The organism is Oculatella sp. LEGE 06141 (genome assembly GCF_015207605.1).
In the GTDB taxonomy this organism is placed as follows: Bacteria; Cyanobacteriota; Cyanobacteriia; order Elainellales; family Elainellaceae; genus Oculatella.
Genome location: NZ_JADEWO010000017.1, coordinates 1 through 24,743, shown reverse-complemented (window position 1 = coordinate 24,743; position 24,743 = coordinate 1). Strand labels below are relative to the sequence as shown.

Sequence of the window (24,743 nt, the reverse complement as noted above, 5' to 3'; positions counted from 1 at the left end):
GCACTATCTCTAGAACACCGTGCCATCGCTCTCAATTTGAATTGGAGGAACGCCGCCCGATCGCCGTTCGGCTGCAATTTTGCGACCGGCTGCCCACGTACCGCCTTCTAATACTTTAACCAGCGGCAGTTCTGCTTCACTCAGGTTGAGCTGTTGCCGGATAGTGCTGGCAATGTGGTCTAACAAAATCACGGTTAAAGCCCGCCATTCCACAATGACGGAAGAACTGGGTCGATGCCGGGTTGCAGTAATATCTGCCTGTTTGGGCTGTATCAGTCCTAAATCGAGACATAGCCCGCCGTTGCGGTATTCTGGCAGTCCGGTCAGGGTGTTCAAACCCGTAATTTCAATTCCCAGCTCCTGTAATGGTTCTAAGAGGGAATAGGTGAGCCATTGGGAGAGCTTATGAAACGGTACGAGTTGAGTCCCAATTCCAGCATCGGCCAGGGCTGGATGAGTCCAAACATCGCCCAAGTTAATGTTGGCGATCGCCGTTCGTCCTGGCCAAATTTCGCTGAGTCCCTCTAGCACTGCACTAAATACTTGCTCTGCGGCCAGTTGATGGTTGACGGCTTGCTTTAGCAAATAATCGACCAAACCGCCCGGACGTGGCTGCTCTTTGCCAAACAGATGCGGATAATTTCCCAGGGTTGTTCCCAGCCGTTGCAACAACTGCCATCGTCCCTGAATGCCGACGAGTGGATTATCGGAACGAGCCTGGAATCCAGAGGCCAGGTCAGCTTCGCTAAGCGATCGCAATCCTGCTGCATCTGCCTGCCACGGCTGCCGGGTATTGCTCGAAAACAAACCCTGGCAAAACATGTGAATACTGGCAACGGCTAACCCTTCCGATCGCCCAAATACCTGCCCTGTATCTGCCTCGACGTATTGCCAGCGATCGCCTGCTCCGGCGTCTAGCAGCACACTAAGAATAACTAAATCGAACTGGGTACGGGCGGTTTCAACCGGATCGCCAGCCTTCAATGGTTGATGAAGCCATGCCGAGCGGGGAACTCCACCTGCTTCGAAATGTCGCCAGCGGCTATGAAAGGGCACGTTCAGGTCGGGATACGCTTTGAGCATTACCTGAATGACATAATTGGCAACGTGATCCAACTGGGTGAGGTCGCAGCGGAAGTGCTCTAATCGATCTTCAAGGGCAAGGGCAAATAATTGATGGCACCGATCGCGGATAGCACGAGGTGAACGGAGATAGGCGATCGCCTCACGTTCTGCTACAGATAGGTTTTCGCGCGATCTAGTCTGGGTATCAGTAGATGACACGGAGATGACTCCCAAGGAATGACTATAGGCAGTCATTAGAGCAAATTTTGAGCCGTACGTCATCGCTGATGCCAAGATTGCTCAGGTGTCGTTTGATCAAGGATGGATTTGGAGGAATTTCAACTCAATGATTGGAATAGCTGGCTGTTCTCCCTGATTTAATTACTTCAGGTGCGTTAACGGTGAGGTCAAATTTGCGGAAGTAAAAGCTTAACCACGGCTGATCCAGACCCAACGAGGCAAAGGGGCTGGAGGTGGGCACGGTTAGTTTTGAGTTGAGGAGCAGATGAGGCAAGGATTGAGTGCTGCTGCTAAACCAGACTAAATCTTGGCCACGTTTACCAAAGCCAGCGGCAGGCAACCATTGACGCATTCCGGGAACTTGCCACCCGTAGCTTAAATGACAAAGCGTTTGATCACCTTGCGACACTTTTACAAACGGAGCGTTGCCATGCTCCCATTGAAACTGCGCCATTTGCTTGGGTAATCCCCAGATCGATCGCCCTCCTGCCATAGAGTCTGGATGATCAACATAAATGTGAGAGACCCAGATTCCAATTTTGCCATTAGCGCGAGCAATGCCACTAACCACAATGAGTTCGTTATACTCCAGGGTTGAGCCAGTACCATAGGATGCCAGGTACAACCCTCCTAACGTTTTACCTGGAAAGATAGAAACGATCTCTAACTCTGAAGGAATGAGTGAGCGAACCAGATCAATATCAATAGGCTGTACCGTTTGGATGGCATAACCATGCAACGTCCAGGGTGCTTGAGGGTAAGTCATGTTGGGCAATCCGAAGTCTTAATAGTCATGGAATAAACGATACTCCATAGAGTTCAGGCAGGGTTCAGGAGACATGAACGTCAGCAGGGGCTTAGCCTTGCTAAACCCCTGCTGGAACTACTCGAAACGGGTGGATTAGTATGTGCCTGATGTTCTGCTCAAGTCGGCTGCTTCTATAGGCTTGAGGAACCCGTAATAAGTGGCGATCGCGGCGCTAAGGGCGTTGAGCCAGACGTTGTTACCGTAGATCGGCATTGACCCAAAAACGGTGTTTGAAAGGGGTAGTAGACCCATCAAAGCAATGAGGAAATAAGCGATCGCAAATCCTCGCAGGTAGAGGAGGGCACCTCCCAAACTGGTAAAGGCTGCAATTCCCAGAACGCCTACGGCAATGTGAACAGCGTTGTGCAGGTAATTTGTTGGAAACAGGCCAAACAGATACCCATAACCGTCATTGAAAAGCAGGCTGGGTGTATTAATTGGAGCATCAGCGGCAGCGTTGGGTAACAGAACCAACGATGGTACAAAGCCAGCTAAACCTAACAGCAGAAAAGAGACTCCAAGCAGTAAAGAGATATAGCGTATTGGCATGAATTAATTCCTCTTCTTTCCCAAAAAATGATGTTTAAAGAAGTCCTAGATTTGTCTCGGTGCCGAACTCCTGCAATTGGAAAAACGGACGAAGTGAGTTCAACTCTAACGGCGCTTTAAGACTCTAGATCTCCCAACCTAAGCAGATGTTTGAAAAGCATTAGATATTTCCTGATAAGGGCGCAGCATTGGACAAATAGCCCTTGAAATAGACCCAGAAGTGTTGAACGAGTGCTGTGTTCCTACAGGTGTTGGGTTACAGATTAGACTTTTAAAGCATCCTCCAAAGAGACAATCTGTATTGTAGTTTTACGTTGAAGCTTCACTTTCTATTCAACTTAAATTTGATTAAGTTAAATCTGTCAAAAGTACTAAGGCAATAGATAGTCTGAGAGGATGTTTGAAACGTATCAAATGGGCTGCATTCGCCCCCTAAATCTCCCAATTCTGAGGAATTAGCACCTGCGGAAAGCAAAAAAAGGGTGCGGTTCGAGTGACAACAGCACTTTTAAAACGTCCTCTAAAAGTGCTTTGAGCTGCGGCTACGCTCTGGTTACAGCAGAATCGGCTCAGAAGTTTTGTCCGTCGTAGCAGCGCATCAAACCTTTCCCTCAACGCGATCGCGGTTCTGAAATGTTTTTCTCAAAATCCATTGCAGCAGTTGCGGAAATAGTTGATTTGTCCCGGTTGACAGTTTTGCAGAGCCGACGATAACTTCGCTGTGCTGGTGTTTGATAGCATCCCATACAGCCTGGGCAACGTCTTCTGGTTGCTCAACTACAGGAACCTGCAAAATTTGCTCAACCTGCTGCCTGCGGGCACGGCGATCGCTGTCGTCTTGCCCACGAAAAATGGCACGCTCCAGGAAGTTGGTTTTAATCAAATTAGGATAGATGCCGCAGACATGAATCCCCTTAGGAGCCAACTCTGAATGCAAGGCAGCCGTTAGGCCAGTGATTGCAAATTTGCTGGTAGTATAGGGAGCCAGATAGGGTAGGGGCACTTTTCCACCGACCGACCCAATGTTGACAATGTTGCCCGCTCGGCGTTCCAAAAAATGAGGCAAAAGGGCATGAATGGTATGGATGTAGCCCCACAGATTGGTGTCGATCGCCTGATGCCAATCCGCCAGCGAAAACTGCTCGGCAGGGCCAGAAATATACACACCCGCGTTGTTGACCAACACATCGATCGCGCCATGGCGAGCCAGGGCTTCTTGTACTAATGCCTCTACTTGCTGAGGGTCTTTCACGTCGGTTGGAATAGCCAGGGTGGAGGTGCCAGCCAACTCGGGTTGGGCGTGCTGCACCTGGCGTAATTCTGCTGCTGTTGCCTCCAACCGATCGGCCTGACGAGCGGCGAGTATAAGGTTGTAACCCTGGCGGGCAAACAGATGTGCGGTTGCTTTGCCGATCCCTTGCGAGGCTCCGGTAATTAAAACAGTGGAAGTCATTTTGTGAAAGCCAAATAGCCTTTGATGAAAAACAAATGCACTAATTTGTAATAATTGATACCGTCAATATTGTGTTTAGCTTCTGCTTTTATCTGCTTTTACTTTTAATAGTGTGTTGAAGATTAGCCTCAAAGCCGTCTTACTTTTGTTAGAAATTATTTGAAGGGCGATCGCACTTTTCTTTCCATAGTCGTCCTGCTCTTAATCTCTTGAAAAAGAATCTTTTAACAAGTTCAACTAGAAAGTTCTCTAGTAAAAGACAGAATTGTAATCTAACTCCATAGACAGACCCCAGCCACTAATTAGGTACCTAAGATAAGGGAAATAGAAGCTCGTTAAGGAATGTAAACATGGCTACTCCTACAGAAACCCGCGAAACACGTCCCGCTACCGATCTGCCTCCTGTTGCTCGGGAATACAATGGCGTTGATCGCAACATGTTTCTATTTGGTTGGAACCCTCAAGCTGAGCTTTGGAACGGTCGTTTGGCGATGATCGGTTTTGCAGCTTATCTGCTGTGGGATCTGGCTGGATACAGTGTTGTACGTGATGTACTCAACATTTTCTAAGAGTTCAAAATCGCGTTTAACGTGACAATTTAATATAAGCTAGCCCCAGAGTTAGACGAGTAGTTTTTTACAGCAAGATCTACTGGTTCAACTCTGGGGTTTTAGTGTGTTGACGAGGCGATCGCCAGCGGTTTAATCTGCTTTTATGCTTTAGCTAGTGCAATTACATGAGCAGCTCATTGAAATCCTTTACGTCTGCTTTTTTCTATCCCTTCAGGAAAAAACTTAAAGACAAAACTAATGTGCCTGATGGATAGACACGGTGTTCTTTGGAGTTTAAGTGATTTTTCAAGCGTTCAATAAAAGCAGTTACTTTTGCTCTACAGTGAATGATACGTCTTTTAAATCAGTAGAGAACCGTATGAAATCTAAGTCCTTAGGCATTCTGTTGCTCATGGGTCTTGTTGCTCCTTTAGGAGCCTGTGATTTTGGAGAAGCGGGTGGTGAAGGTGGCGAACAGCTTGAGGAGCCTGTGACGGCTCCGGAGGGAGGTGCCCCTGTGGAAGAGACCGAGGGTGAGGAAGGTGAGGAAGGCGGCGAAGGCGGCGAAGGTGGCGAAGGTTAGTCCGCCGTTGTGCTGATGGGGTTGCTAAAGCATGGAATTGGGCATAGACCATACTGCAAGGCGAGCCGACAGGCGCGATCGCGCCCCATCATCATTGAATTCAAGAATAAACAATATTGTCTGCTCGTTAAGAAGAACAAGGTGGGAATCTCATGACTCGTGCGACTTACGCTGACGTATTTCGACCGACTGAGGGGCGTTACCTCTGGCTATATGATCTGCTGTTGATTCTTGGCGGTTCGTTGCTCATTGGTCTTTCAGCACAAGTTGCCATTCCGCTACCGTTTAGTCCGGTGCCGATTACCGGGCAAACATTTGCCGTTCTGCTGGCTGGGGCACTGCTGGGCAGCAGGCGTGGTAGCCTGTGTGTGCTGACCTATTTAGCAGAAGGGTTGGCAGGTCTACCTGTCTTCGTTGGCACTGGAGGGATAGGGCATTTCCTGGGGCCAACCGGAGGGTACCTGATTGGTTTTGTGGTTGCTGCTTATGCGGTGGGGCAGCTAGCCGAACGCGGCTGGGACAAACGGTTTATCACCAGTTTGCTGGCGATGCTGCTGGGTAATGTGGTGATCTACACCGTTGGTTTGCTCTGGCTGTCGCGGTTTGTGGGTGCTGAGCGAGTCCTGACGTTAGGACTTTACCCGTTTGTGATTGGCGACCTGTTGAAGATTGCGTTGGCAACGGGGTTACTTCCCATCGGTTGGAAGGTGCTGAACTCGAAGCACTCGAATTCATGAGCGATCGCACCTCTGCTACGAACCGCTTACCGTCTCAGCTTCAGCAGATCTTGCGGAGAGGCCAGAAGTTTAATGCGGGTCGATACAATATTGCTTTGAGCGTCTAAAACAAAGAACCAGGCTACGTTAATGCCAAAAACGGCGGTTTGCACTTTGCCCATTACCCTGAACTCGGTATCACCACTCTCAGTGGCTTCCACTGTCCCTTCATAGGGGCGCAGTTTCATTCCTTTGGCTTCTTTGTTGAGGTAGGTGGCGATCGCTTCTCGTCCCCGCACTCCAGATTCAAACGGAGGATACATAACACCATCGTCTGCAAATAGATTAGATGTTGCATCAAACTCGTTAGCGTTTAGCGTCTCAAAGTAGCGCAGAATCGTTGCTTCCGAGATACCTGCGATCGTCAAAGGCTCATCGTCAACGGGTTCGTCGTCTATAGCCGTTCCGTCTGCCAACATATCTGTTTGAGGCGTATCTAAATCCTCTAGCTCATTAAGCGCAATTTCTTCCATAAGCCACGTTCGGTGTAATTTGAACTACCGTAGATACCAATAGACAAATGCCAACCCTGCTGGCATTCATCATGAGATTACCTGGTGAAGCACGGCGTTAACCTGCTCCGAGAGAAGTATCTTGGTTGTTTTGCTTTATGCATTCCACGTTTGTCGCGTCTGATGGTTCAGCTTCAGTTGAGGTTAGCCAGATCAAACAGAAGGCTTTAGACCTGGGTTTTCATCAGGTTGGTATTGCCAGTGTGGACGATCGCACCTTTCTAGCGGAACAGACTCAGGAAAACGCGGCTCTCCAGGCTTGGCTGGCAAACGGATTTCAGGCGGATATGGCATGGATGGAAAATCCTAAGCGCCAGGATATTCGTCAGGTAATGCCTACCGTGCGATCGGTCATTTGTGTGGCGCTCAATTATTACACTCCGCAGATCAGGCCAGAGGGCAACGAATACGCCAAGATTTCGCGCTATGGCTGGGGGCGAGATTATCACCGGGTTTTGCATAAAAGGCTGAAGGCGTTAACATCCTGGTTGGAAGCGCAAGCAGACGGCATTGCAGCCCGTTTCTATGCAGATACGGGGCCTGTGCCAGATAAAGTGTGGGCACAACGCGCCGGAATCGGTTGGATTGCCAAAAACAGTAACGTCATCACCCGCAACTATGGCTCCTGGGTATTTTTAGGAGAAGTGTTAACCAACCTGGCGTTGCCGCCCGATCGCCCCCATACACAACATTGCGGCACCTGCACTCGCTGTATTGAGGCGTGTCCTACCCAGGCCATTACGCAACCGTTTGTGGTAGACGCTAACCGCTGCATTGCCTATCACACGATCGAAAATCGCCAACCGCAGTTGCCAGAGGCGATCGCCAGCCAAATGCAGGGTTGGGTTGCTGGTTGCGATATTTGCCAGGATGTATGTCCCTGGAATCAGCGGTTTGCTCAGGAAACGGATGTTGCTGAATTTCAGCCGTATCCGCAGAACATTGCGCCGACGGTGAAGGAATTAGCCGAACTGTCTGATGAAGCATGGAATCATCGCTTTCCGGCCTCAGCGTTGCGCCGCATCAAACCCGATATGTTGCGCCGCAATGCCACAGCGAATTTACACCGCACGCCAGCGAAAAACCCGGAGGTTTGAGCAAGATTGTTGTCATGATAGAGTGCAGATCGTTTAAGCTAGCTGAAAATCCTTTAGCTTTTTTGAGACGACAAGCCCCGTGTTTAAGCGAATTCCTCTGTTTTCAATCCTGGTTTTAGCTGGTCTGTGCAGTGTTGTGCAACCCGTTCGGAGTCAAGCTTTGATTCCGCATGTTCTGGAACTTGATAATGAGAAGCTAGAACAGCAGGGGCTAATTCTTGCCCAAGAAGCGGCACAGTTGATTCAATTTCAACAAACGGAACTTGCCCTGGCGAGGGCGCAGTTAGCGACTCAACTGGCTCCCAATAACTCCCAGGTGTGGGCATTGTTGGGCAGCATTTACCTGCAAAAAGAAGACATGAATCAGGGCATTATCGCCTTGCAACGTTCCAGGGCACTAGAACCAAACGATGCGGCTGTTTTGTTTACGCTGGGGTCAGCTTACTTCCAGCAGGAAGAATATGACACGGCTGTGCGGTATATCGAGTCTGGACTACGCCTCGAACCTGAGATTCCGGGGGCGCTGTTTGATTTAGGCAACGCTTATTACAAACAGCAAGCGTATGATGAAGCGATCGATCAATATCAAAAAGCCGTTGACCTGGACGAACAGTTCTGGCCAGCGGTGAACAACATTGGCCTGGTGCTTTACGAGCAGGGGGATGTTGCAGGAGCCGTGCGCGAATGGCAAACGGCAGCCGAAATTGACGATACTCAAGCAGAACCCAAACTGGCGATCGCTGTGGCGCTTTATGCTCAGGGGGAGCGAGAGCAGGCTTTGGCACTGGGAGAGGCCGCCATTCGTCTGGATGATCGCTATGCCGACCTTGAGTTTTTACGCGAAAACCTGTGGGGCGATCGCCTACTGGCTCAAGCTCAAACCTTTCTGGAATTGCCGCCCATTCAAGCCGCGATCGCGCAATCTAGCGCCGTTAACTCCTCAGACCCGTCTCAGCAGGAGGAATAATGTCATTGTCCTGCTAGGCATCACACCCTCGGACGCTGGGCAGGGGTTGGAAATAAAGCCAGAAAGTCTGTGTCCCGATCGCCCAAACTCTCGTAGAAGAAGAATGAGACTCCGGCCAATTGGCGATCGCGCACGGTTCTCACCTGGTCTTGAATCAGTGTGATGTCCACCGGGCGGTTCTTCAACCCGGCGAGAATGCCAATGCCGACGGGAATGTGGGTACGAGCCATCTGAATTTCTGGCCGCTGTAGCTCTACCAAAAAATTAATTAGGTTGGGACGATAAAGCTGCACAATCAACTCTTCAACATAGCCCCGGCGCTCCCACGTCCACCAATCTTGCAAATACATGTCGTAAGCAAACTCGCGAGGGTTGGGAGAGAGCGAAACCAGGCAGTTGGGTTTGAGCGCTTTAACGGCATAAAACAGTTGAGACATCAATTGGGTAATTTTAGTCGCCCGCCAGCGCATCCATTCTGGGTCGTGCGGATCGGCGGGTGGACGCTTGCCCTGATGCTCTTGTTGATAAAGCTGTACTGTGTAAGGGTCGTAGCCTAACTCAAAGGGCAAACCAAAATGATCGTCAAACTGAATGCCGTCTACGTCATAGTTTGCAACCACTTCCGTTACTAAATCTACGATGAAGCGCTGTACCTCTGGGTGAGCCGGGTTCAGCCAGACGCGCGGATCTTGTCCTTCCATAACTACCTGGCTACCGTCGCGGCGTGAGGTAATCCAGTCGGGGTGGAGCCGCGCCAAATCGGAGTCGGCGGGTGCCATCAGCCCAAATTCAAACCAGGGAATAACCGCTAACCCGCGACGGTGCCCCTGATTGATCGCTTCAGCCAGCATATCTCGCCCCTGCAAGCCCGGTTGCGGATCAAGCCGATGTCCGGTAACCTGGGCGGCAATCGAGCTAGGATAAAGCGTATATCCCCAGTTCCAAACGGTGGGATAAATAGTGTTGAAATTCAATTGCGCTAGCCGACGAATCCCTTGGTTGAGGTTGCGTCGCGAAAACAGCACGTTGCTGTCAATATTGGTTAACCAAACCCCTCTCAACTCAGCCGTTGAGACCGTTGATAGGGGGCTGACCTGAGCGTTGGCTACAAACGGAAAGTGAACCATGAGGGCGATCGCCAGCCCAAATGCCAGCAAACCTGCTAGCCACAGTTGCCGTTTCAATTTCACAGATGTCGATCCTTTGGTGTGGAGTTAGCGCATTGGACTGAAAACGTTGAGCCAGCTCATGATTCAAGCCAATGAACCCTGGAATAATCGTCTCAACCTGACCGCTGGAATGGTAGATGATGGATTACATAACATTGAATTCCAGCGGAGTGGGCGTGAACGTTGTTATAGCTTTTGGAGGGGAGGGGTACCCCGCTTCCAGCTAGCTATCTGATGACAGTACCGCACCGGAGTTGCCCTTTGTGCCCCCTAATATGCGAAACTTATCAAAGTTTTGGCAATATAGTACATACGCACTTATTCTTTGGGCAGAAGTGCCATGATCTGATCGACAAATTGTTGATGATCGACCACTGGTTTAGAGATATAGTCGTCTGCACCGCTTTGTTTGAGGAAGTTCTCGCGATCGCCCTCCATCGCATGAGCCGTGACTAGAATGATGGGCAAATCTGCCGTCTGTGGATCGGCTTTTAGCATTTGTGTAATCCGAATGCCATCCACTGGCTTCCCCTGATAAACGCTGTGAGATAGAGAAACGTCCATCAAAATAACATCGGCTTGACGGGCTTGGGCAATTTGCATCACCTCATCGACGTTTTCTGTATGCTTGACCTCTAAACCGCCTCGCTTCGTCAAAATTTTGGAGAATACGCGAGCATTAATCAGATCATCCTCCACAATAAGCACAGTTTTCATGACGTTTTCCCTATGGTTTTACTCTCAAGACGAAGCATTCTCAAGTTTTTTGGTTTGATACTACTGTGAAAAGACAGTGAAATATACACTCAAAGTTGCTATTCGTAATGCTATTCGCTAACCTATCTAACCCACAAGATAACCCCAGGGCAGTGATTTGGACGTTGGAAAGGAACAAAACTCATGGCTAGACAGTTGAATATTACCTCCGGACAGATTGTAGCGACGGCACTGCACACCGAAGTGCAGCGGTCGTACTTAGAATATGCCATGAGTGTGATTGTTGGTCGGGCATTGCCCGATGTGCGAGACGGTCTTAAACCGGTGCATCGACGTATTTTGTACGCCATGCACGAACTGGGATTAACGCCCGATCGCCCCTATCGCAAGTGCGCCCGTGTGGTTGGAGATGTGTTGGGCAAATATCACCCCCACGGCGACCAGGCGGTGTACGACGCGCTGGTGCGGATGGTGCAGGAGTTTTCCAGCCGTTATCCACTGCTGGCCGGACACGGCAACTTTGGCTCGGTGGACGACGATCCGCCTGCCGCCATGCGTTACACCGAAACGCGGCTGGCTGCCGTTGGCAACGAGGGGCTATTGGCTGAAATTAGCGAAGCCACGGTCGATTTTATTGGTAACTTCGACAATTCGCAGCAAGAGCCGATCGTTTTACCGGCTCAGTTGCCGTTCTTGTTACTCAACGGCAGTTCTGGCATTGCGGTGGGTATGGCGACCAATATCCCTCCGCACAACCTGGGTGAAGTCATTGATGGTTTGATTGCCTTAATTGATCGTCCCGATTTGCCCGATCAGCAGTTGTTTGAGCTGATTCCGGGGCCAGATTTTCCGACGGGCGGCGAGATCATTGATACCGCAGGTATTCGTGAGGCTTACACCAGCGGACGTGGCAGCATTCCGATGCGGGGAATTGCCCAATTTGAAGAAATTCAGCCCGGTCGAGGGCGGCACCGTCGTCCGGCGATCGTGGTAACAGAACTGCCCTTCCAGGTGAACAAAGCCGCCTGGATTGAGAAAATTGCCGATCTGGTGAACCAGGGTCGGATTGAGGGCATTCAGGACATTCGCGATGAAAGCGATCGCGACGGTATGCGGGTGGTCATCGAGCTGAAGCGAGAAGCGCAGCCAGAACTGGTGCTTAATGCTTTATACAAACTCACGCCGCTGCAAAGCAACTTTGGGGCAATTATGCTGGCTCTGGCGGATGGGCAACCGCGTCAGATGCCGCTACGTGAGCTATTGCAGCAATTTCTTGATTTCCGCGAGCAAACCCTGACCCGGCAATATCGCCACGAATTGCAGCAAACCGAAAACCGCATCCATGTGGTTGAAGGTCTGCTGGCTGCGCTGGGTAATTTGGACAACATCATCGACATTTTGCGACATGCTCCCGATGGCACCACGGCTAAACTGCGAATGCAAGAGCAGTTTGATTTTAGCGATCGGCAGGCCGATGCCATTTTGTCGATGCCGTTGCGGCGGTTAACCGGGTTAGAGCGGCAGAATCTTCAGGAGGAGTTCGATCGCTTAAACACTCAAATTCAAGACCTTCAGCAACTGCTAAACAACCGTCGTGAGTTTCTCAAAGCGCTGAAGAAAGAGCTGCGTGCCCTCAAGCGCAAGTTTGCCGATCCGCGTCGCACTCGCATTCAAACTGCTGCCGAGCGGGTAGAAGAAACCCAACGATTAGCGGCGATCGTGGCAGAAGAGGAAGCCACTGAACAAAATGTGGTGCTGGAATTTACCCATCGCGGCTATGTGCGGCGGCTGTCGCCAAAAGCCTATGAGCGGCAGCAGGCCAAGCAAGATGTGCAATTGTCGAAAACTCTGGTTGAAGCAGACGACTTTGTAACTCACGTTCAGCCAGCCCAAACAGGGCAAGAACTATTGATGCTGACCCGTAGTGGAAAGGCATATACCATCCATGTGGGCGATATTCCGCTCACAACCCGGCAATCGAAAGGAACGCCGTTAGTGACGCTGCTGCCCCCGAATGCACAGGGCGATCCGGAAACGCTGGTGGCTCAGTTTGTCTTGTCGCTGGAACTGGAAACCCAGGATTTGCTGATTCTGACCCAGCAGGGACGGATTAAGCGCCTGCCGCTGTCGGAATTTACCAACATTACTGGCCGGGGGCTAACGGTAATTAAGTTGAAAGATGATGATGAATTGCTGTCGGTCAATCGGGTTGAGCCGGGGCAGGAAATCGTCTTGGCATCGTCGGGCGGACGGCTATTGCGGTTTGAAGTGGATGATGAGCAGGTGCCAATTGTGGGGCGGGCGGCTCAGGGGCAACAGGCGCTGCGCTTGCGTAAGCAAGAGACGCTGGTGGGTTGCGTTATTGTCAATTCGGATGACCATGTGTTGCTGGTTTCAACCCAGGGTCAGGCTAAGCGACTGGCGGTGAACGAGGTGCGATTGGCAACACGGGGCGAAATTGGTTCGCAAGCGATGCAGTTTACAGCCAAAACCGACACACTGGTGGGCATTATGCCAGCGCTGCCAAAAACTACTGTTACGGTGCTAACAACCAGCGATCGCATCGCTCAGTTACCCATTCAGGCAGCGCCTCTGGTTGGGAAAGATACGGCTGGAAAACGGTTGCTCAAGCTCGATCGCCAGGAGAAGATCGTCAGCCTGACTTTGATATCTCTGGGTGCCGCCAAAGCGGATTGGGACAACCGTTCAGATGCAGATTAAGCAACTGAATTTCTGGCTGGCGCGGTTGCAAAAGTAAAGGTGAGTGAATTATTCATAGCGTTGCTGAATCACGGTATGAAGTCGCTCACCACCCCTCTATTTGGGGAGCTGTTCTACCCGTCAGTCCTCCAGAATTGAGGGATTTGGGGGCGATGAGCTTATATCTCCTCTACGATGCATCCGTCCATTCAGTCACGCCTTATTCGTTCCAGGTGAATGCTAGAAGGTTACTCTCTACAAATTCGCCTCTTTGGCTTGCTGTTTTAAATTGGTCTGCTGTTTGAGGTAAGCAAAGACGCTTTTGTCGCCAATGTCATCTGGAATGGGCTGAACGGCTTTGCGAAGCGCAAAAACAACCATTAGTACCGCCCAGGCGGCGAGTAAGCCCCGCTCCCACACCAGGGGCAACAGTCCCGATAGATGCCCCAGCAAGAGCAACGGAACGATAGGCGTTAATAGCTTCGTTTCCAATCGGTTAAAACAAAAGGCTTCTTTAAAGAAGATTCCAGTCAGGGCGACAAACGTTAAGCCAATGCCAAGCAAAGTGGTGGGGTTGTGATAAACCGTCAGGGCTAGGGGTTCTCTGTACGCTAACGCAATTGCGATCGCCGCCACGCTACCAGCAATCCAGAAGGCTTGCAGCGCCCGGTGCAGGGGAATTAAGTAAATATGAATCAGCAGCAAGCTTATGCCCAATGCCAGTGAGAAGCAGGCATATAGCGGTGTCAATAGCTGCACGAAGGTATGAGGTTGCCACAGCACTAGCGTGCTGCCAACGGCAAAGCTTAATGCCGCTACCATCAAGCCTGCCCGATAGAAGATCACACCCTGGCGATCGTGAGTGTCGATCGTAAATTCGCCAAACTGTCCTTGATAAACTTGCGGTTCGGCTGCTTGAATGTTGACCATAAACCTTGCCTCTACCTTTCACCTACTAGGATACTCTGCTTGATTGCCCTGTATCCCTATGACGACTTCAATCGGGCTGTGCCAACTTAACCGCAGTTGCGAACGGGCATCGCCTTCGTTTACCGCCAGTTCAACCCAGCCGTGGCTTCCTATTAGTGCTAGTGGCTGTCCTGGTGCCACATCACTGTACGCCCGACAACCCGGTGCAGATGTGGTACTTGTTGCCACAGACCAGGCTCGTTCCTTAACAAAATCTCCAGGAATGGTTGTAATGGCATTGCCAAACCGATCGATATATTGAATGGTGCCTGCAAAGCCCGATCGGGTTGGAGTAGGGGCTGAAATCGGGAATTGCACCAGTGTTGCTGGATCAATCTGACTTCCCAATTCCCCTAAAGACACACCGCTGGCTAAATGCGCCCCTACCGGAGCAAAAATATCTCGACCGTGAAACGTGGTACTGGGTTCGGCCCGTCTCCAGTAACGGGTGTTGGTGAGTTCAGCCGCTTGTACAACTTGACGCTGCATTAGCACTCCGCTAAACAGGCCGTTGTCTGGCCCCACCACAAAACTGCCGTCTGCTAAATGAAGGGCGATCGCACGTCGGGCACTGCCAACCCCCGGATCAACGATCGCAACATGCACGGTTCCTGCTGGAAAAAACGGATAAGCGTTCATTAAAACAAACCGCGCCGCTGCAATGTTTTGCGGTGGAATTTGGTGTGTCAAATCAATGGTGCGGACGGCTGGGTTAATGTGAGCAATCACCCCTTTCATCATGCCAACATAACCGTCTTGTAGGCCAAAGTCGCTGAGCAGCGTGAGCAATGGTTGGGTAGACATAAATCGGCCTGGGGGATTGAAGCTGAATTCATAGGACGTGATAGCGGGCACACATTGCCTTCATTGAAACTCTATCTGTAGAGAAACAGAGCCTTTCCTGGGATAGACGTATGGGTGAAAAGGCGAAACCTATGCTGTTGGGAACAACGTGCGCTGTGCCCATTAATTGTATGAACCTTACAAAAGAACTGGTTCTACCCGCAGATGGCGATCGCCCCAACTTTGAACAGGGTTCCCTCTTCTTTGTTGGCAACGCGACAGTGATCCTCCGCTATGCAGGATTTACCATCCTGACTGACCCTAACTTTTTGCATCAGGGTGAGCATGTGCATCTGGGGTATGGCATCCGTTCTGCTCGGAAAACGAATCCAGCGATAGAACTGGAGGATTTGCCTCCATTGGATCTGGTGGTGCTTTCCCATATGCACGAAGATCACTTCGATCGGGTGGTGGAGCAGAAGCTTAACCATGACTTGCCGATCGTCACAACGCCCCACGCTACGGCGAAGCTGCAACAGAAGGGATTTCGATCAACCTATCCTTTACATACCTGGGAAACGCAGCATGTCGTCAAGGGCGAAGCTCATCTCCGCATTAGTGCAACGCCTGGAATTCACGGCCCTGGCTTGCTGCAAGCGGCACTTCCTCCGGTTATGGGTAGTATGCTGGAGTTTCAAACCTCTGAGGGGCAGACCCAGTTCAGGATTTACATCAGTGGCGATACGCTAATTCACGATGAGTTTAAACAAATTCCGCAGCGCTATCCTGATATTGATTTGGCTCTAATTCATTTAGGTGGAACCAGGGTTTTAGGAGTGCTACTGACGATGGATGGAAAGCAGGGGGTACGGGCGATCGAAATCATTGCTCCGCGTACTGCTATCCCCATTCACTACAACGACTACACAGTGATGAAGTCTCCATTAGAGGACTTCGTAAAAGCCATCGCCGAAGCGGGTTTAACAGACCGAGTCCGATACCTTAATCATGGTGATACTTACCAGTTTGAGCCAGCTCGCCCTTATATAACTTGAGGGGATAGTGTTCCTTTAGCCGTTTCCTGAACCATAAAATCAACGACATCTTCTAACCGCCCGGTGCGGTTATAGACCTGTCGCTGGCGTGCGGCACCTGTGCCGTGTTGCATGGTGTTCTGTACGGTTGGGTAAACGTCCTCCCATTCTCCGAAATCGTTGAGTGCTGGACGCACAAACTCCAGGAACTGCTCAATTAGTTTTGGCGCTGGTACACTACATTCAGCTTCAACATCAATTAATTCTGCATCCAGGCCAAATCGAGCCGCACACCAGTTGGCTGCGCGCAGGAGTTCTGATTGTACAGGCGCATAGGGGGTATGTGCGATCGCCTGTTCATAGCAGGTTCGCACCAGGGCGCGAGCCAGCCCTGCAATCATTACGGCTTCGTCTGCCGTCATACACATGTCTGTGATGCGAAACTCCAGGGTTGGAAACCGCTCAGAAGGCCGCACATCCCAACAAATTTGCGTGGGTTGCTGAATGGTTTTTGTGTTGAGGAACGATCGCACCCTGGCTTGATAGCAGCTATACGAATTAAACAGAGGCGGCGGCCCTGCCATAGGAAGCCGACTGATGAGTGCCGTTCGGTAGCTGGTATATCCGGTATCCTTACCTAGCCAGAAGGGGGAGGATGCCGCCAGTGCCAGCATAGGGGCTAACCAACCGCGAACCCGATTCATGACCTGAATGGCCATTTCGCGATCGCTGATGCCAATGTGGACATGACAGCCAAAGGTGACCAGCTCTTGCATCAGGATTTGATACTGTTGCGCCAGATTTTGATACTGGGGTTTGGGTGTAAATGATTGCTCTTGCCAATGGGAAAAAGGGTGAATTCCGGCCGCTGCAATCTGGCTGCCGTCTTGTGCTGCTGCTGCAATGACTTCCCTTCTTAGATGTAATAGCTGTGTTCGCACTTCTTGCAGCGATCGACAGATAGGAGTAGCGATTTCGATTTGCGACTGCCGAAATTCTGGTTGCACTACCTGCTCCCCCAAAACGGCCTGAGCAATAGAAAGAATGGAGGGCGATCGCGTACAGAGCTGGTGTGTCTGCGGGTTGATGATCTGAAATTCTTCTTCTACGCCAATGGTGAATTCTTCGGCTTGAGGGGACATACTAGCTATCTCCTTGGTTTAGGCTATCCGGGTGTGATGCCCTATTGGGATGAAACCCTAAATCTCCTCGTTGCCGCTATTACCTTTAGGGTAGATGTATTGCATCGGTGTAATGAATCAGGATCGAAGGAAGTGAAATAAGCATGAATAACATTACATGATGCAGAGCAAAATCGCGACGTTCCCAAGCGTAGAGGCGACACCTAAATCAACCGCTTTATTACCCACCGCAGCCGACTATAGTCAGGCCGAACAGCACTTCATCCAATTGCTCGAAACGGAGGATTTGGATGACAAACTGGCTGAACAGCGTGTTAGTACGAACGAAGTGGATGGGGCGATCGCAGCGGCAATGGCAGCGGCCTACACAGGAGAAGGCGGGGATGTGCAGGCTCATCGTTTTTTGCAGCGGGTGCTGTATCGAATTAATCGACTGAAGCTCTTCTGGTATGACGATTTGCGGCACTATACCAATGAGCGCTCCCTTTATTTAAGAGCAGTGCGCGATCGCATTGAGACGGCCTGGCAACGCTGGGAAACAGAACAATTGGACACGGCATCCTACCAGGAGATGAACCTTAAACAGGTGCTGAGTGACTGGGTTGCTGCCGATGTCGATCCGTTGCCGTCTGCTGATCAGCTATTTATCCACGAGCAGGTGGGTGAGGCGGGATATCGTCGCTTGGTGGCGATCGCCTCTCTGGATGGGTTAGTTGAGGCTAGCCAGCTTTCTCGCACCCTGGGTGGGGTCAGCAACGAGATACATGCCGTGTTGACTCGTCTTCTGGTAGAGGAATATGGTGCTGGTCGCCTTGGACGTAAGCACTCGTCCTATTTCACTGTGATGCTGGAGGAGCTAGGGATGAAAACTGAGCCGGAGGCTTACTTTGATCTGGTGCCCTGGGAAGTTCTGGCCATCATCAACCATAGCTTTTTGCTAACTGAACGCAAGCGCTATTTTCTGCGTTACGTTGGTGGGCTGCTTTACGGAGAGCTGACTGTTCCGGCAGCGTTTCGTCATTACCAGGCGGCTGGTGAGCGGCTCGGACTGTCTAAAGCAGCCATGAGCTATTGGGATTTGCACATCAAAGTAGATGAGCTACACGGTCGCTGGATGATGGACGATGTAGCTCTGCCCCTGATGGAACAGTATTCGAACGATGCATGGGAGCTAGTGTTTGGCTACGATCAGCAACGACTATTGAGCGATCGCGCCGGAATAGCAGTTGTACAGGCGGTACGCAACGCTGATCAAGTGCATGATCAGTAGCAGCTACCCGATCAACCAATGGCATTGTTTCAAAAGCGCAACCCCTGACTTTACACCAGGGATTGCGCTGAGATAAGCCACACTTCTTCAAGCATCAAACCACAATCATAGAGGCTGTTCTAAAGGTGCTAAGGGTTATTTGGAATTGCCTCTGTTCTGGCTTGCCGCAGGTGCTAAGCTCCTAGTTTTGTGGAACGTCCGAGTCGATTCTGCTTCAAAGTTTTCCAGAATTCGAGTCTGTTTGGGGCGGTTCGAGTGATACTCAGCACTTTTGAAGTACCCTTCTTAAAACTTCTTACAGCAATTTGGGCGACGGCTGTGGAGTTTAGCCGCCATCTTAATCGTTCAACCTATGTCAGATTCAAGGGTTTTCTGCACCGTCAATTTACAAGCTAGTCATCACCTTTACCAACTCGGTAGATAAGTTCCCTTTGGGACTGACCTCCTTTGTAAATAGAACGCCCGCCAGAAGATACATCTTTTCTGAATAAAAAGCTCTTCCCTCGCTTCGCATTTTGCCAATCTGGTCTTTAACTTTTGGTTCCGAACTGTAGTACCCAAACTGCATAGGTGAAACAATAAAATCGGAAACGTGATATCCCTTTGCCAGGGCATAATTAATTAAACCCTCTGGATTTGAATAACTCGAAGCCAGGGTTAAAACGTTTTGGTAATTTAACGACAAGAGTTTTTTTGTAACGGTAATTCCTTCCACTCCTCCATGTAGCAGGGGTTGATAAAGCTTGTTATCCACTGCTGGAAGATAAGGCGGATTAGACACAAGATAGCTTGCCTCAGGCGTGGAAACGTCAAACAGAGAACGGTTGTGAATGATGTATTTGTTGCCCAATTCATACCGTTCAATCTTCAAGTTTGCTGCTTCATAAGCTGAGTTGTTTAGCTCGAAACCATAGACTGTCCCGGTGAAATCTGTCCTCAACAGTGCTTTGATTACTGGACTACCATCTCCAGAACCAAACTCTGCGATCGCTTCTGTACCCAAACAATTTCTCAAGACCAATGTTTCTAAACAGTGAGAATAAAAATCTGATTCTTCTGGACAAAAGAAAATCTCTTTTAATGGCTGAGATGAAGTAAGCATGAAACGATTAAAGAAACACCTATATGAAAATTAATCTGCTGTTCATGCCATAAACACTGTCTTTAGAAGTAATTGTTACCGAAACGAATGCGCTGGTATGCTAAGCAATACTGCGTTTTGTGCAAAACATCGATCTCAAGCCAGACTTATCCAATGCACAGCAAGGGAGAGATGACGATATGTTTCTAATTTGTTGTTCGGTAGTGACCTTATCTGCAAAGAAAAGTTCTTGAATGGTTCACCGTTGTGTAATCCAATTGCACACCGTCTGGTGGTTCAAGCAAGCTGATGCCGACGTAAATGCCTGTTAATTTTGAGAATGATGTTACGGAGAAAACTCGTCATTGGTATTGTGCTGAAAGGCTCATACGCTGACAGGTTCAGCGATCAATAGCTCCAACAATCGAGCGTATTAAAGTGTGTTAATAGAAATCTGTGGATAGAGATGTAAAACAGCACCACTGCCGACTAGTTCGCGGTGGTTGATACTGCCTCGCAGATTAACGGTATGGACTTAAGATTCTTTGTCAGTTTCCCTTGCAACTAAGCCAGTTGGTTATGTCTAACCAGGGCAGATGGCTGGTAAAGTGCCAACCGTCCTCTGCTGTTCAGGCTAAAGGGATGAATCTGTCGTACGGAGAGGGGGGGATTCGAACCCCCGTAAGGTTGCCCTTAAACAGATTTCGAGTCTGCCGCATTCAACCGCTCTGCCACCTCTCCAGAGGTCATGGTCTTCGACCTATTGTACTGCTTACTGTGATGCAATGGTCTGATTTCTGATTATAGATTAGCGATCGCCCCAAGCCGCACGGCTCAATTCCTGCGAGTTTTGTTTCCCAGACTTAGTTGGGGTCGTTTGCCAGTAATGCTGTGGCAAATCCCTGCTTGGCGTTCCACCGCACCGCACCGTCCTGTCTGGTTTGGTAAAGCGGGACAGCATGTTGGCTAAACCAATCAGTAGTTTCGGGATTCACAGCACTGGAGGCGATCGCAACATCTGGCTGAACGGTGTCCAATAATGCTGGCATTGGCGATCGGCCAAACCACCAGATCGCCTGAGCCTCAGGCAGTAGATTTGCCGCTACAAGAGTCTGTTGATCCGCAGGGTCTATATTAGGCAGCAGTAGCCACCGCATTCCATCCGTTTGCAGTTGTAATACAGGTGGTTCGGCACTGATCTGCGTAACCGCCATCTTGCCAAGAAGAACAGGTTGATCCACCGATAGAGAAAGGCGTTTTCCCTGGTGGTTTTTCAACTGGTCATCGATCGCTTTAGATAACAACGTCTGAGCGGTAGAGGCAGAGTTGCTTTCTACTTCGTTGCTGCTATCGGGTGGATCGCCATTGTCGTAGAAGGTTTGAACGGGTAGGCTCTTTAAAATCGGATACCATCCGGCCAAATTAGAGGATTGCTGCTGAGTGGCGATCGCCCATTCTACGCGGTTCACCCCCTGCTTTGTTAGAAATGGCATCACCGAAAAGGTCGCATTTGCCTCATCACCACTATTGATCAATGCCACCTTACCCTTATCCTGCAAGACCAAAACGGGATCGCCTGCTAGTATCGTTACTTGCGAGAGGTTCGTGTAAGCATATCCCACCGGAATGGCAATTAAACTAAGCCCTGCTACAACGGCAACCCACCAATACTGTTGCCATTTAGCTCGCCACCAGATCAAGCAAATCAGTCCATAAAGAGCTACAACTTGCACCGTTGAGATAGTGCTAACGGCAAATGAATTGCCCGGTAGTTGATTACAAAATTCGGCGATCGCAATCAACGCCCGAGTGGGGTAGTACAACAGCCCAGCCAGGGTACTCCCTACTCCTGGAACAACTAAAGCCGCGAGGGCACTAACCATGCCTCCTAAACTAACTACTGTTAACAAGGGCGCAGTGAGAACGTTCGCCACAATGCTGTAGGGTGAAACGACTCCAAATACATGCAGTTGAAGGGGCATCGTCCAGATATAGGCAGCTACAGGAACCGCGATAAATCCAGCTAGAGTTGGAGGTAACCAATCAAGCCAGCGAGTGAGGGTAGGCGTTGTCACCAGCAATCCTAGCGTGGCTAAAAAACTGAGCTGAAAGCCCAAATTCCAGATCCAAATCGGATGAATGACTAGCAATAAAGTGGCAGCAATAAGCATTGAACCGAGTGGCTTTACCTTACGCTCCAGAGTGGTTGCCAGCAATACCGCTACTCCCATCACTCCGGCACGAAGCACTGACGGTTCGGCTCCCGTTAAGCCGATATACAGTATCAAAACGGAAAGCCCCAGCCCCAGCCGTACTCTGGCGGCCAGCGACTTTGTTAGGGACAAAATAACTCCAATGACCAACGATACCTGAAAGCCAGATGCCGCTAGCGCATGGGCTAACCCTGCTTTCGCAAATGCGTCGCGCAGGTCGTAGGGCACATCGACCCCGTTTTTCCCCATCACCATTGCGCTGAGCAGTGGCCCTTCTGGAACCCCTAATTGCTGAACCTGCGATCGCACAATCCGTTGCCGCACAGCCCACAGTCCCCAGGGAGCAGGCTCAGAACTCTCAACCTGATTGCCACGCATCCCTGTAAAACCACCTTCCTGCTCGAGATAGGCTTGAAAATCAAACCCGCCGGGGTTGGTGGCAGGTTTTGGTTTATAAAGTGAACCTGTAACAGTGACAACTTCTCCTGGATGTAGCCCTGTTCCCATCAACAGCGGCACGGTGGTATAAATCTTGCCGCTGATCGCTCGCTCAGCCAGGGCTTTGGCTCCCGTTTTTGTCTCCGCCCTCACTTGCTTTGCCTTCAACCAAAACTGAATATTCTGACTGCGCGTTAGACGGGGTGGCGATTCAATTTGGCCTGATACGGTAAATACCAGTTCGGAAGCGATCGCTTCCGAACTGGGAATGAGCCGACTAATATCTGTAGCACCTGGTCTGGGAAACTGAATTTGAAAATATAAAGAAGCAATTAGCCCAGTGAGTCCTGCTAATAACCAGATTCGTGATGATGGCCCCGTTCGCCAGACCCTGGAAACCAGAAGTGAAGCAGCTACTCCCAGCAGCAGCAGGGCGATCGCACCAACAGACAATCCCAACAGTTGTCCGGGAAGCGCAGTGAGCAACAACCCAGCAATGTAAGCAAGGCAAAGAATCGAAAGGTTGGCAGCCATCATAGATAGATTCAGGTAGAGGCTCTAAAGCCCTTCCCCTCCAGATCCCTCTGCTGTGACCGCTGATTGCTCCAGTTATGAGAAGGACTGAGTTCTAGATAGATAAACCTAACTTCAAACCCAATAACGCATGTAAAAACAGCAAACACAATGCAGTGCTGCCCAAATATGCGTGAACGGTACGAAGTGTACCTTTATCCTTCCCAAAACCTGCAAATGCAATCACAGCATTCACTGCCAGTAACCCAATTACGGCCAAACCAGTCCAGAAGTGAGGACTTTCTAAAATGGGCTGATCCTGCATCACCAGTGATAACAATCCACCTGTAGCCCCCAAGCTGATGAACAAAAACATCAAGGGAGCCATTGTGCGATGGTCAGCTCGGCTCTTAGCCGATTCGGTTGGCTCAAGAACCGCTCTACCTCGCCATCCAGTCAATCCCACAAAGCTGCCCATCACAAAAACAACGATCGCCATCATCACTGGATGACCCCAATGCACGATTGGCTCTGGTATCCCCAAACCGTCAAACCAGGTGGCGATCGGCTCCAACAAGTCACTCAAACCCGACATGTAATTCTCCTTGCTCCAGTTCTATGTCTCTTAAGAAATGTTAAGTACATTCTATGGGAACTGAAACATAGAGAATTAAACGGTTGAGAATTATGCTGCCTCCGTCGCTTCAGATTTCACTTTCTCGGATTCCAGCAACGGAAAGCCCATTGCTTCTCGCTGTTGCAAATAAAGCTGAGCCACCTGCCTCGCCATATTGCGAATTCTGAGAATGTAACGTGTCCGTTCTGTGACGGAAATTACTCCCCTCGCATCTAATAAGTTAAAGGTGTGCGAACACTTCAATACATAATCAAAAGCAGGTAGAACTAGCGATCGCTTCATTAACTGCTCGGCTTCCTGTTCATATAGTCCAAACAGCGTGAACAGCAGCTCTGGATTGGATGCTTCGAAATTATAAGTTGACTGCTCAATTTCACCTTGAAGATGAACGTCTCCATAGGTCAGCTCATCATTCCAGCGGATATCAAAAATTGAATTAACGCTTTGGAGGTACATCGTTAGTCGCTCCAAACCGTAAGTAATCTCAATCGACACTGGACGACAATCGATCCCGCCGCACTGCTGAAAGTACGTAAACTGCGTCACTTCCATGCCGTCGAGCCATACTTCCCACCCTACACCCCATGCCCCAACAGCAGCATCTTCCCAGTTGTCTTCCACAAAGCGAATATCGTGATCTTCTGGCTTAATTCCCAACGCCCTCAGTGAATCGAGATAAATCTCCTGAATATTCTCTGGCGATGGCTTGATGAGCACCTGGTACTGATAATAGTGCTGCACCCGATTTGGATTTTCTCCGTACCTCCCATCCCCAGGGCGACGACATGGTTCCACATACGCTACCGACCAGGGTTCTGGCCCAATCGCCCGTAAAAACGTATGGGGACTCTTTGTACCCGCGCCCTTCTCTGTGTCGTAGGGTTGAACAATAAGACAACCGCGATCGCTCCAGAACCGATGCAGCGTTGCAATAACCGTTTGAAAATTCACAGAACCAGCGTCCTTAAACCTTAAAAGCAGTACTCGTCAACTCATTCTCGCGCGTTCAGAGCAATCAGAGGACGTTCAGAACAGAAATTTCAGGCTGGAGGATGCGATCGTAACAAAGCCAACCCCGGAAAGCGAGTAGTAGAGCTGATTTGGGAGAGGATCAAAAAAAGGAAGAAAAAGGAGTTGACAGGAAGGGAAAAAGGTCGCTATATTGGTCAAGCGGTCGAGAGAGGCACAGCGCAAGCGAAGCTCAAGCGACGGCACCGAACCTAGAAAAACCAATAGTTTGAAAGCCAGAATAACACCAAATAACCCGTTAATCAATTAGGTTCAGGTATTTCTACCTGAAGTTATAAAAGAAACAAGGGTAAACCGACGTTAGTCGGTTGAGAAAGAGCCCAAACTCAACACAATGGAGAGTTTGATCCTGGCTCAGGATGAACGCTGGCGGTCTGCTTAACACATGCAAGTCGAACGGAGCTTTTCGGAGCTTAGTGGCGGACGGGTGAGTAACGCGTGAGAATC

General features: G+C 50.0%; 22 protein-coding genes, 1 tRNA gene and 1 rRNA gene. 9 read left to right on the top strand and 15 right to left on the bottom strand.

The window, feature by feature from the left end:
- Window positions 1-9: 9 nt before the first annotated feature.
- The 4 genes from IQ268_RS13615 to IQ268_RS13600 form a co-directional block, all read right to left on the bottom strand.
- The gene (locus tag IQ268_RS13615) at window positions 10-1,284 is read right to left on the bottom strand and encodes a URC4/urg3 family protein (protein WP_339383294.1); all 1,275 of its coding nucleotides are present in this window, start codon (window positions 1,282-1,284) and stop codon (window positions 10-12) included.
- 124 nt (window positions 1,285-1,408) lie between these two features.
- Entirely contained in the window at window positions 1,409-2,071 is a 663-nt protein-coding gene (locus IQ268_RS13610; RefSeq protein ID WP_193879628.1) for an acetoacetate decarboxylase family protein, read from the bottom strand.
- 135 nt (window positions 2,072-2,206) lie between these two features.
- Window positions 2,207-2,662, bottom strand: coding sequence for a DUF4383 domain-containing protein (locus tag IQ268_RS13605; RefSeq protein ID WP_193879625.1), 456 nt, complete (start codon window positions 2,660-2,662; stop codon window positions 2,207-2,209).
- Between the two features lie 598 nt (window positions 2,663-3,260).
- Window positions 3,261-4,115 carry an SDR family oxidoreductase gene (locus tag IQ268_RS13600; RefSeq protein ID WP_193879622.1) on the bottom strand — a complete coding sequence of 285 codons (855 nt, stop codon included), beginning with the start codon at window positions 4,113-4,115 and terminating at the stop codon, window positions 3,261-3,263.
- A 350-nt stretch (window positions 4,116-4,465) separates the two neighbouring features.
- Here IQ268_RS13600 and IQ268_RS13595 point away from each other — a divergent pair, with 350 nt between their 5' ends.
- The 3 genes from IQ268_RS13595 (at window position 4,466) to IQ268_RS13585 (ending at window position 5,986) form a co-directional block, all read left to right on the top strand.
- Window positions 4,466-4,684, top strand: coding sequence for a chlorophyll a/b-binding protein (locus tag IQ268_RS13595; protein WP_193879620.1), 219 nt, complete (start codon window positions 4,466-4,468; stop codon window positions 4,682-4,684).
- 361 nt (window positions 4,685-5,045) lie between these two features.
- Window positions 5,046-5,249 carry a hypothetical protein gene (locus IQ268_RS13590; protein ID WP_193879617.1) on the top strand — a complete coding sequence of 68 codons (204 nt, stop codon included), beginning with the start codon at window positions 5,046-5,048 and terminating at the stop codon, window positions 5,247-5,249.
- A 152-nt stretch (window positions 5,250-5,401) separates the two neighbouring features.
- Entirely contained in the window at window positions 5,402-5,986 is a 585-nt protein-coding gene (locus IQ268_RS13585) for a biotin transporter BioY (RefSeq protein ID WP_193879615.1), read from the top strand.
- A 26-nt stretch (window positions 5,987-6,012) separates the two neighbouring features.
- Here the strand turns inward: IQ268_RS13585 and IQ268_RS13580 are convergent, their stop codons facing one another.
- Window positions 6,013-6,444 (bottom strand): ketosteroid isomerase family protein, encoded by a 432-nt coding sequence (locus tag IQ268_RS13580; protein WP_193879837.1) that lies wholly within the window; start codon window positions 6,442-6,444, stop codon window positions 6,013-6,015.
- A gap of 191 nt (window positions 6,445-6,635) precedes the next feature.
- On the opposite strand from IQ268_RS13580, the gene queG reads away from it, so the two are divergent.
- Together queG and IQ268_RS13570 are read left to right on the top strand one after the other, a co-directional pair.
- Window positions 6,636-7,634: a tRNA epoxyqueuosine(34) reductase QueG gene (gene queG / locus IQ268_RS13575; protein WP_193879613.1), complete on the top strand. Its 999-nt coding sequence runs from the start codon at window positions 6,636-6,638 to the stop codon at window positions 7,632-7,634.
- A gap of 79 nt (window positions 7,635-7,713) precedes the next feature.
- Entirely contained in the window at window positions 7,714-8,601 is an 888-nt protein-coding gene (locus tag IQ268_RS13570) for a tetratricopeptide repeat protein (RefSeq protein ID WP_193879611.1), read from the top strand.
- Between the two features lie 20 nt (window positions 8,602-8,621).
- Here the strand turns inward: IQ268_RS13570 and IQ268_RS13565 are convergent, their stop codons facing one another.
- Window positions 8,622-9,791 (bottom strand): glycoside hydrolase family 10 protein, encoded by a 1,170-nt coding sequence (locus IQ268_RS13565; protein WP_339383293.1) that lies wholly within the window; start codon window positions 9,789-9,791, stop codon window positions 8,622-8,624.
- A 297-nt stretch (window positions 9,792-10,088) separates the two neighbouring features.
- Complete coding sequence (locus IQ268_RS13560; protein ID WP_193879609.1) at window positions 10,089-10,487, bottom strand: response regulator; 399 nt, start codon at window positions 10,485-10,487, stop codon at window positions 10,089-10,091.
- A 183-nt stretch (window positions 10,488-10,670) separates the two neighbouring features.
- Between IQ268_RS13560 and gyrA the strand changes: the two genes are divergently transcribed.
- On the top strand, window positions 10,671-13,208 hold the full coding sequence (gyrA, locus tag IQ268_RS13555) for a DNA gyrase subunit A (protein WP_193879607.1): 2,538 nt from the start codon (window positions 10,671-10,673) through the stop codon (window positions 13,206-13,208).
- Window positions 13,209-13,442: 234 nt separating this feature from the next.
- Here the strand turns inward: gyrA and IQ268_RS13550 are convergent, their stop codons facing one another.
- Window positions 13,443-14,117 carry a DUF2301 domain-containing membrane protein gene (locus tag IQ268_RS13550; RefSeq protein ID WP_193879605.1) on the bottom strand — a complete coding sequence of 225 codons (675 nt, stop codon included), beginning with the start codon at window positions 14,115-14,117 and terminating at the stop codon, window positions 13,443-13,445.
- 18 nt (window positions 14,118-14,135) lie between these two features.
- On the bottom strand, window positions 14,136-14,960 hold the full coding sequence (locus IQ268_RS13545; RefSeq protein ID WP_193879602.1) for an S-adenosyl-l-methionine hydroxide adenosyltransferase family protein: 825 nt from the start codon (window positions 14,958-14,960) through the stop codon (window positions 14,136-14,138).
- Window positions 14,961-15,130: 170 nt separating this feature from the next.
- Between IQ268_RS13545 and IQ268_RS13540 the strand changes: the two genes are divergently transcribed.
- Entirely contained in the window at window positions 15,131-15,994 is an 864-nt protein-coding gene (locus IQ268_RS13540; protein WP_193879600.1) for an MBL fold metallo-hydrolase, read from the top strand.
- Here the strand turns inward: IQ268_RS13540 and IQ268_RS13535 are convergent.
- A complete protein-coding gene (locus tag IQ268_RS13535; protein ID WP_193879597.1) occupies window positions 15,982-17,115 on the bottom strand; it encodes a carboxylate-amine ligase in 1,134 nt (377 codons plus the stop codon). The two genes, IQ268_RS13540 and IQ268_RS13535, sit on opposite strands and share 13 nt — an antisense overlap.
- A gap of 160 nt (window positions 17,116-17,275) precedes the next feature.
- Between IQ268_RS13535 and IQ268_RS13530 the strand changes: the two genes are divergently transcribed.
- On the top strand, window positions 17,276-18,385 hold the full coding sequence (locus IQ268_RS13530; protein WP_193879831.1) for an iron-containing redox enzyme family protein: 1,110 nt from the start codon (window positions 17,276-17,278) through the stop codon (window positions 18,383-18,385).
- Window positions 18,386-18,770: 385 nt separating this feature from the next.
- Here the strand turns inward: IQ268_RS13530 and IQ268_RS13525 are convergent, their stop codons facing one another.
- The 5 genes from IQ268_RS13525 to glyQ all read right to left on the bottom strand — a co-directional run bounded on the left by IQ268_RS13525 (window position 18,771) and on the right by glyQ (window position 24,218).
- Window positions 18,771-19,487, bottom strand: a complete 717-nt coding sequence (locus IQ268_RS13525) for an SAM-dependent methyltransferase (RefSeq protein ID WP_193879594.1) — start codon at window positions 19,485-19,487, stop codon at window positions 18,771-18,773.
- A 635-nt stretch (window positions 19,488-20,122) separates the two neighbouring features.
- A tRNA-Ser gene (locus IQ268_RS13520) sits at window positions 20,123-20,207 on the bottom strand.
- A gap of 122 nt (window positions 20,208-20,329) precedes the next feature.
- Window positions 20,330-22,654, bottom strand: coding sequence for a ComEC/Rec2 family competence protein (locus tag IQ268_RS13515; protein ID WP_193879566.1), 2,325 nt, complete (start codon window positions 22,652-22,654; stop codon window positions 20,330-20,332).
- A 91-nt stretch (window positions 22,655-22,745) separates the two neighbouring features.
- The gene (locus IQ268_RS13510; RefSeq protein WP_193879565.1) at window positions 22,746-23,225 is read right to left on the bottom strand and encodes a DUF4079 domain-containing protein; all 480 of its coding nucleotides are present in this window, start codon (window positions 23,223-23,225) and stop codon (window positions 22,746-22,748) included.
- Between the two features lie 90 nt (window positions 23,226-23,315).
- Complete coding sequence (glyQ, locus tag IQ268_RS13505; protein WP_193879562.1) at window positions 23,316-24,218, bottom strand: glycine--tRNA ligase subunit alpha; 903 nt, start codon at window positions 24,216-24,218, stop codon at window positions 23,316-23,318.
- A 409-nt stretch (window positions 24,219-24,627) separates the two neighbouring features.
- On the opposite strand from glyQ, the gene IQ268_RS13500 reads away from it, so the two are divergent.
- Window positions 24,628-24,743, top strand: a 16S ribosomal RNA gene (locus IQ268_RS13500); the annotation flags it as partial.

Excerpts from the sequence above, each read along its gene's own strand:
- IQ268_RS13610 (WP_193879628.1), bottom strand. The coding sequence starts at position 2,071 with ATGACTTACCCTCAAGCACCCTGGACGTTGCATGGTTATGCCATCCAA.
- IQ268_RS13605 (WP_193879625.1), bottom strand. The coding sequence starts at position 2,662 with ATGCCAATACGCTATATCTCTTTACTGCTTGGAGTCTCTTTTCTGCTG.
- IQ268_RS13600 (WP_193879622.1), bottom strand. The coding sequence starts at position 4,115 with ATGACTTCCACTGTTTTAATTACCGGAGCCTCGCAAGGGATCGGCAAA.
- IQ268_RS13595 (WP_193879620.1), top strand. The coding sequence starts at position 4,466 with ATGGCTACTCCTACAGAAACCCGCGAAACACGTCCCGCTACCGATCTG.
- IQ268_RS13590 (WP_193879617.1), top strand. The coding sequence starts at position 5,046 with ATGAAATCTAAGTCCTTAGGCATTCTGTTGCTCATGGGTCTTGTTGCT.
- IQ268_RS13585 (WP_193879615.1), top strand. The coding sequence starts at position 5,402 with ATGACTCGTGCGACTTACGCTGACGTATTTCGACCGACTGAGGGGCGT.
- IQ268_RS13580 (WP_193879837.1), bottom strand. The coding sequence starts at position 6,444 with ATGTTGGCAGACGGAACGGCTATAGACGACGAACCCGTTGACGATGAG.
- queG (WP_193879613.1), top strand. The coding sequence starts at position 6,636 with ATGCATTCCACGTTTGTCGCGTCTGATGGTTCAGCTTCAGTTGAGGTT.
- IQ268_RS13560 (WP_193879609.1), bottom strand. The coding sequence starts at position 10,487 with ATGAAAACTGTGCTTATTGTGGAGGATGATCTGATTAATGCTCGCGTA.
- gyrA (WP_193879607.1), top strand. The coding sequence starts at position 10,671 with ATGGCTAGACAGTTGAATATTACCTCCGGACAGATTGTAGCGACGGCA.
- IQ268_RS13550 (WP_193879605.1), bottom strand. The coding sequence starts at position 14,117 with ATGGTCAACATTCAAGCAGCCGAACCGCAAGTTTATCAAGGACAGTTT.
- IQ268_RS13545 (WP_193879602.1), bottom strand. The coding sequence starts at position 14,960 with ATGTCTACCCAACCATTGCTCACGCTGCTCAGCGACTTTGGCCTACAA.
- IQ268_RS13540 (WP_193879600.1), top strand. The coding sequence starts at position 15,131 with ATGAACCTTACAAAAGAACTGGTTCTACCCGCAGATGGCGATCGCCCC.
- IQ268_RS13535 (WP_193879597.1), bottom strand. The coding sequence starts at position 17,115 with ATGTCCCCTCAAGCCGAAGAATTCACCATTGGCGTAGAAGAAGAATTT.
- IQ268_RS13530 (WP_193879831.1), top strand. The coding sequence starts at position 17,276 with ATGCAGAGCAAAATCGCGACGTTCCCAAGCGTAGAGGCGACACCTAAA.
- IQ268_RS13525 (WP_193879594.1), bottom strand. The coding sequence starts at position 19,487 with ATGCTTACTTCATCTCAGCCATTAAAAGAGATTTTCTTTTGTCCAGAA.
- IQ268_RS13515 (WP_193879566.1), bottom strand. The coding sequence starts at position 22,654 with ATGATGGCTGCCAACCTTTCGATTCTTTGCCTTGCTTACATTGCTGGG.
- IQ268_RS13510 (WP_193879565.1), bottom strand. The coding sequence starts at position 23,225 with ATGTCGGGTTTGAGTGACTTGTTGGAGCCGATCGCCACCTGGTTTGAC.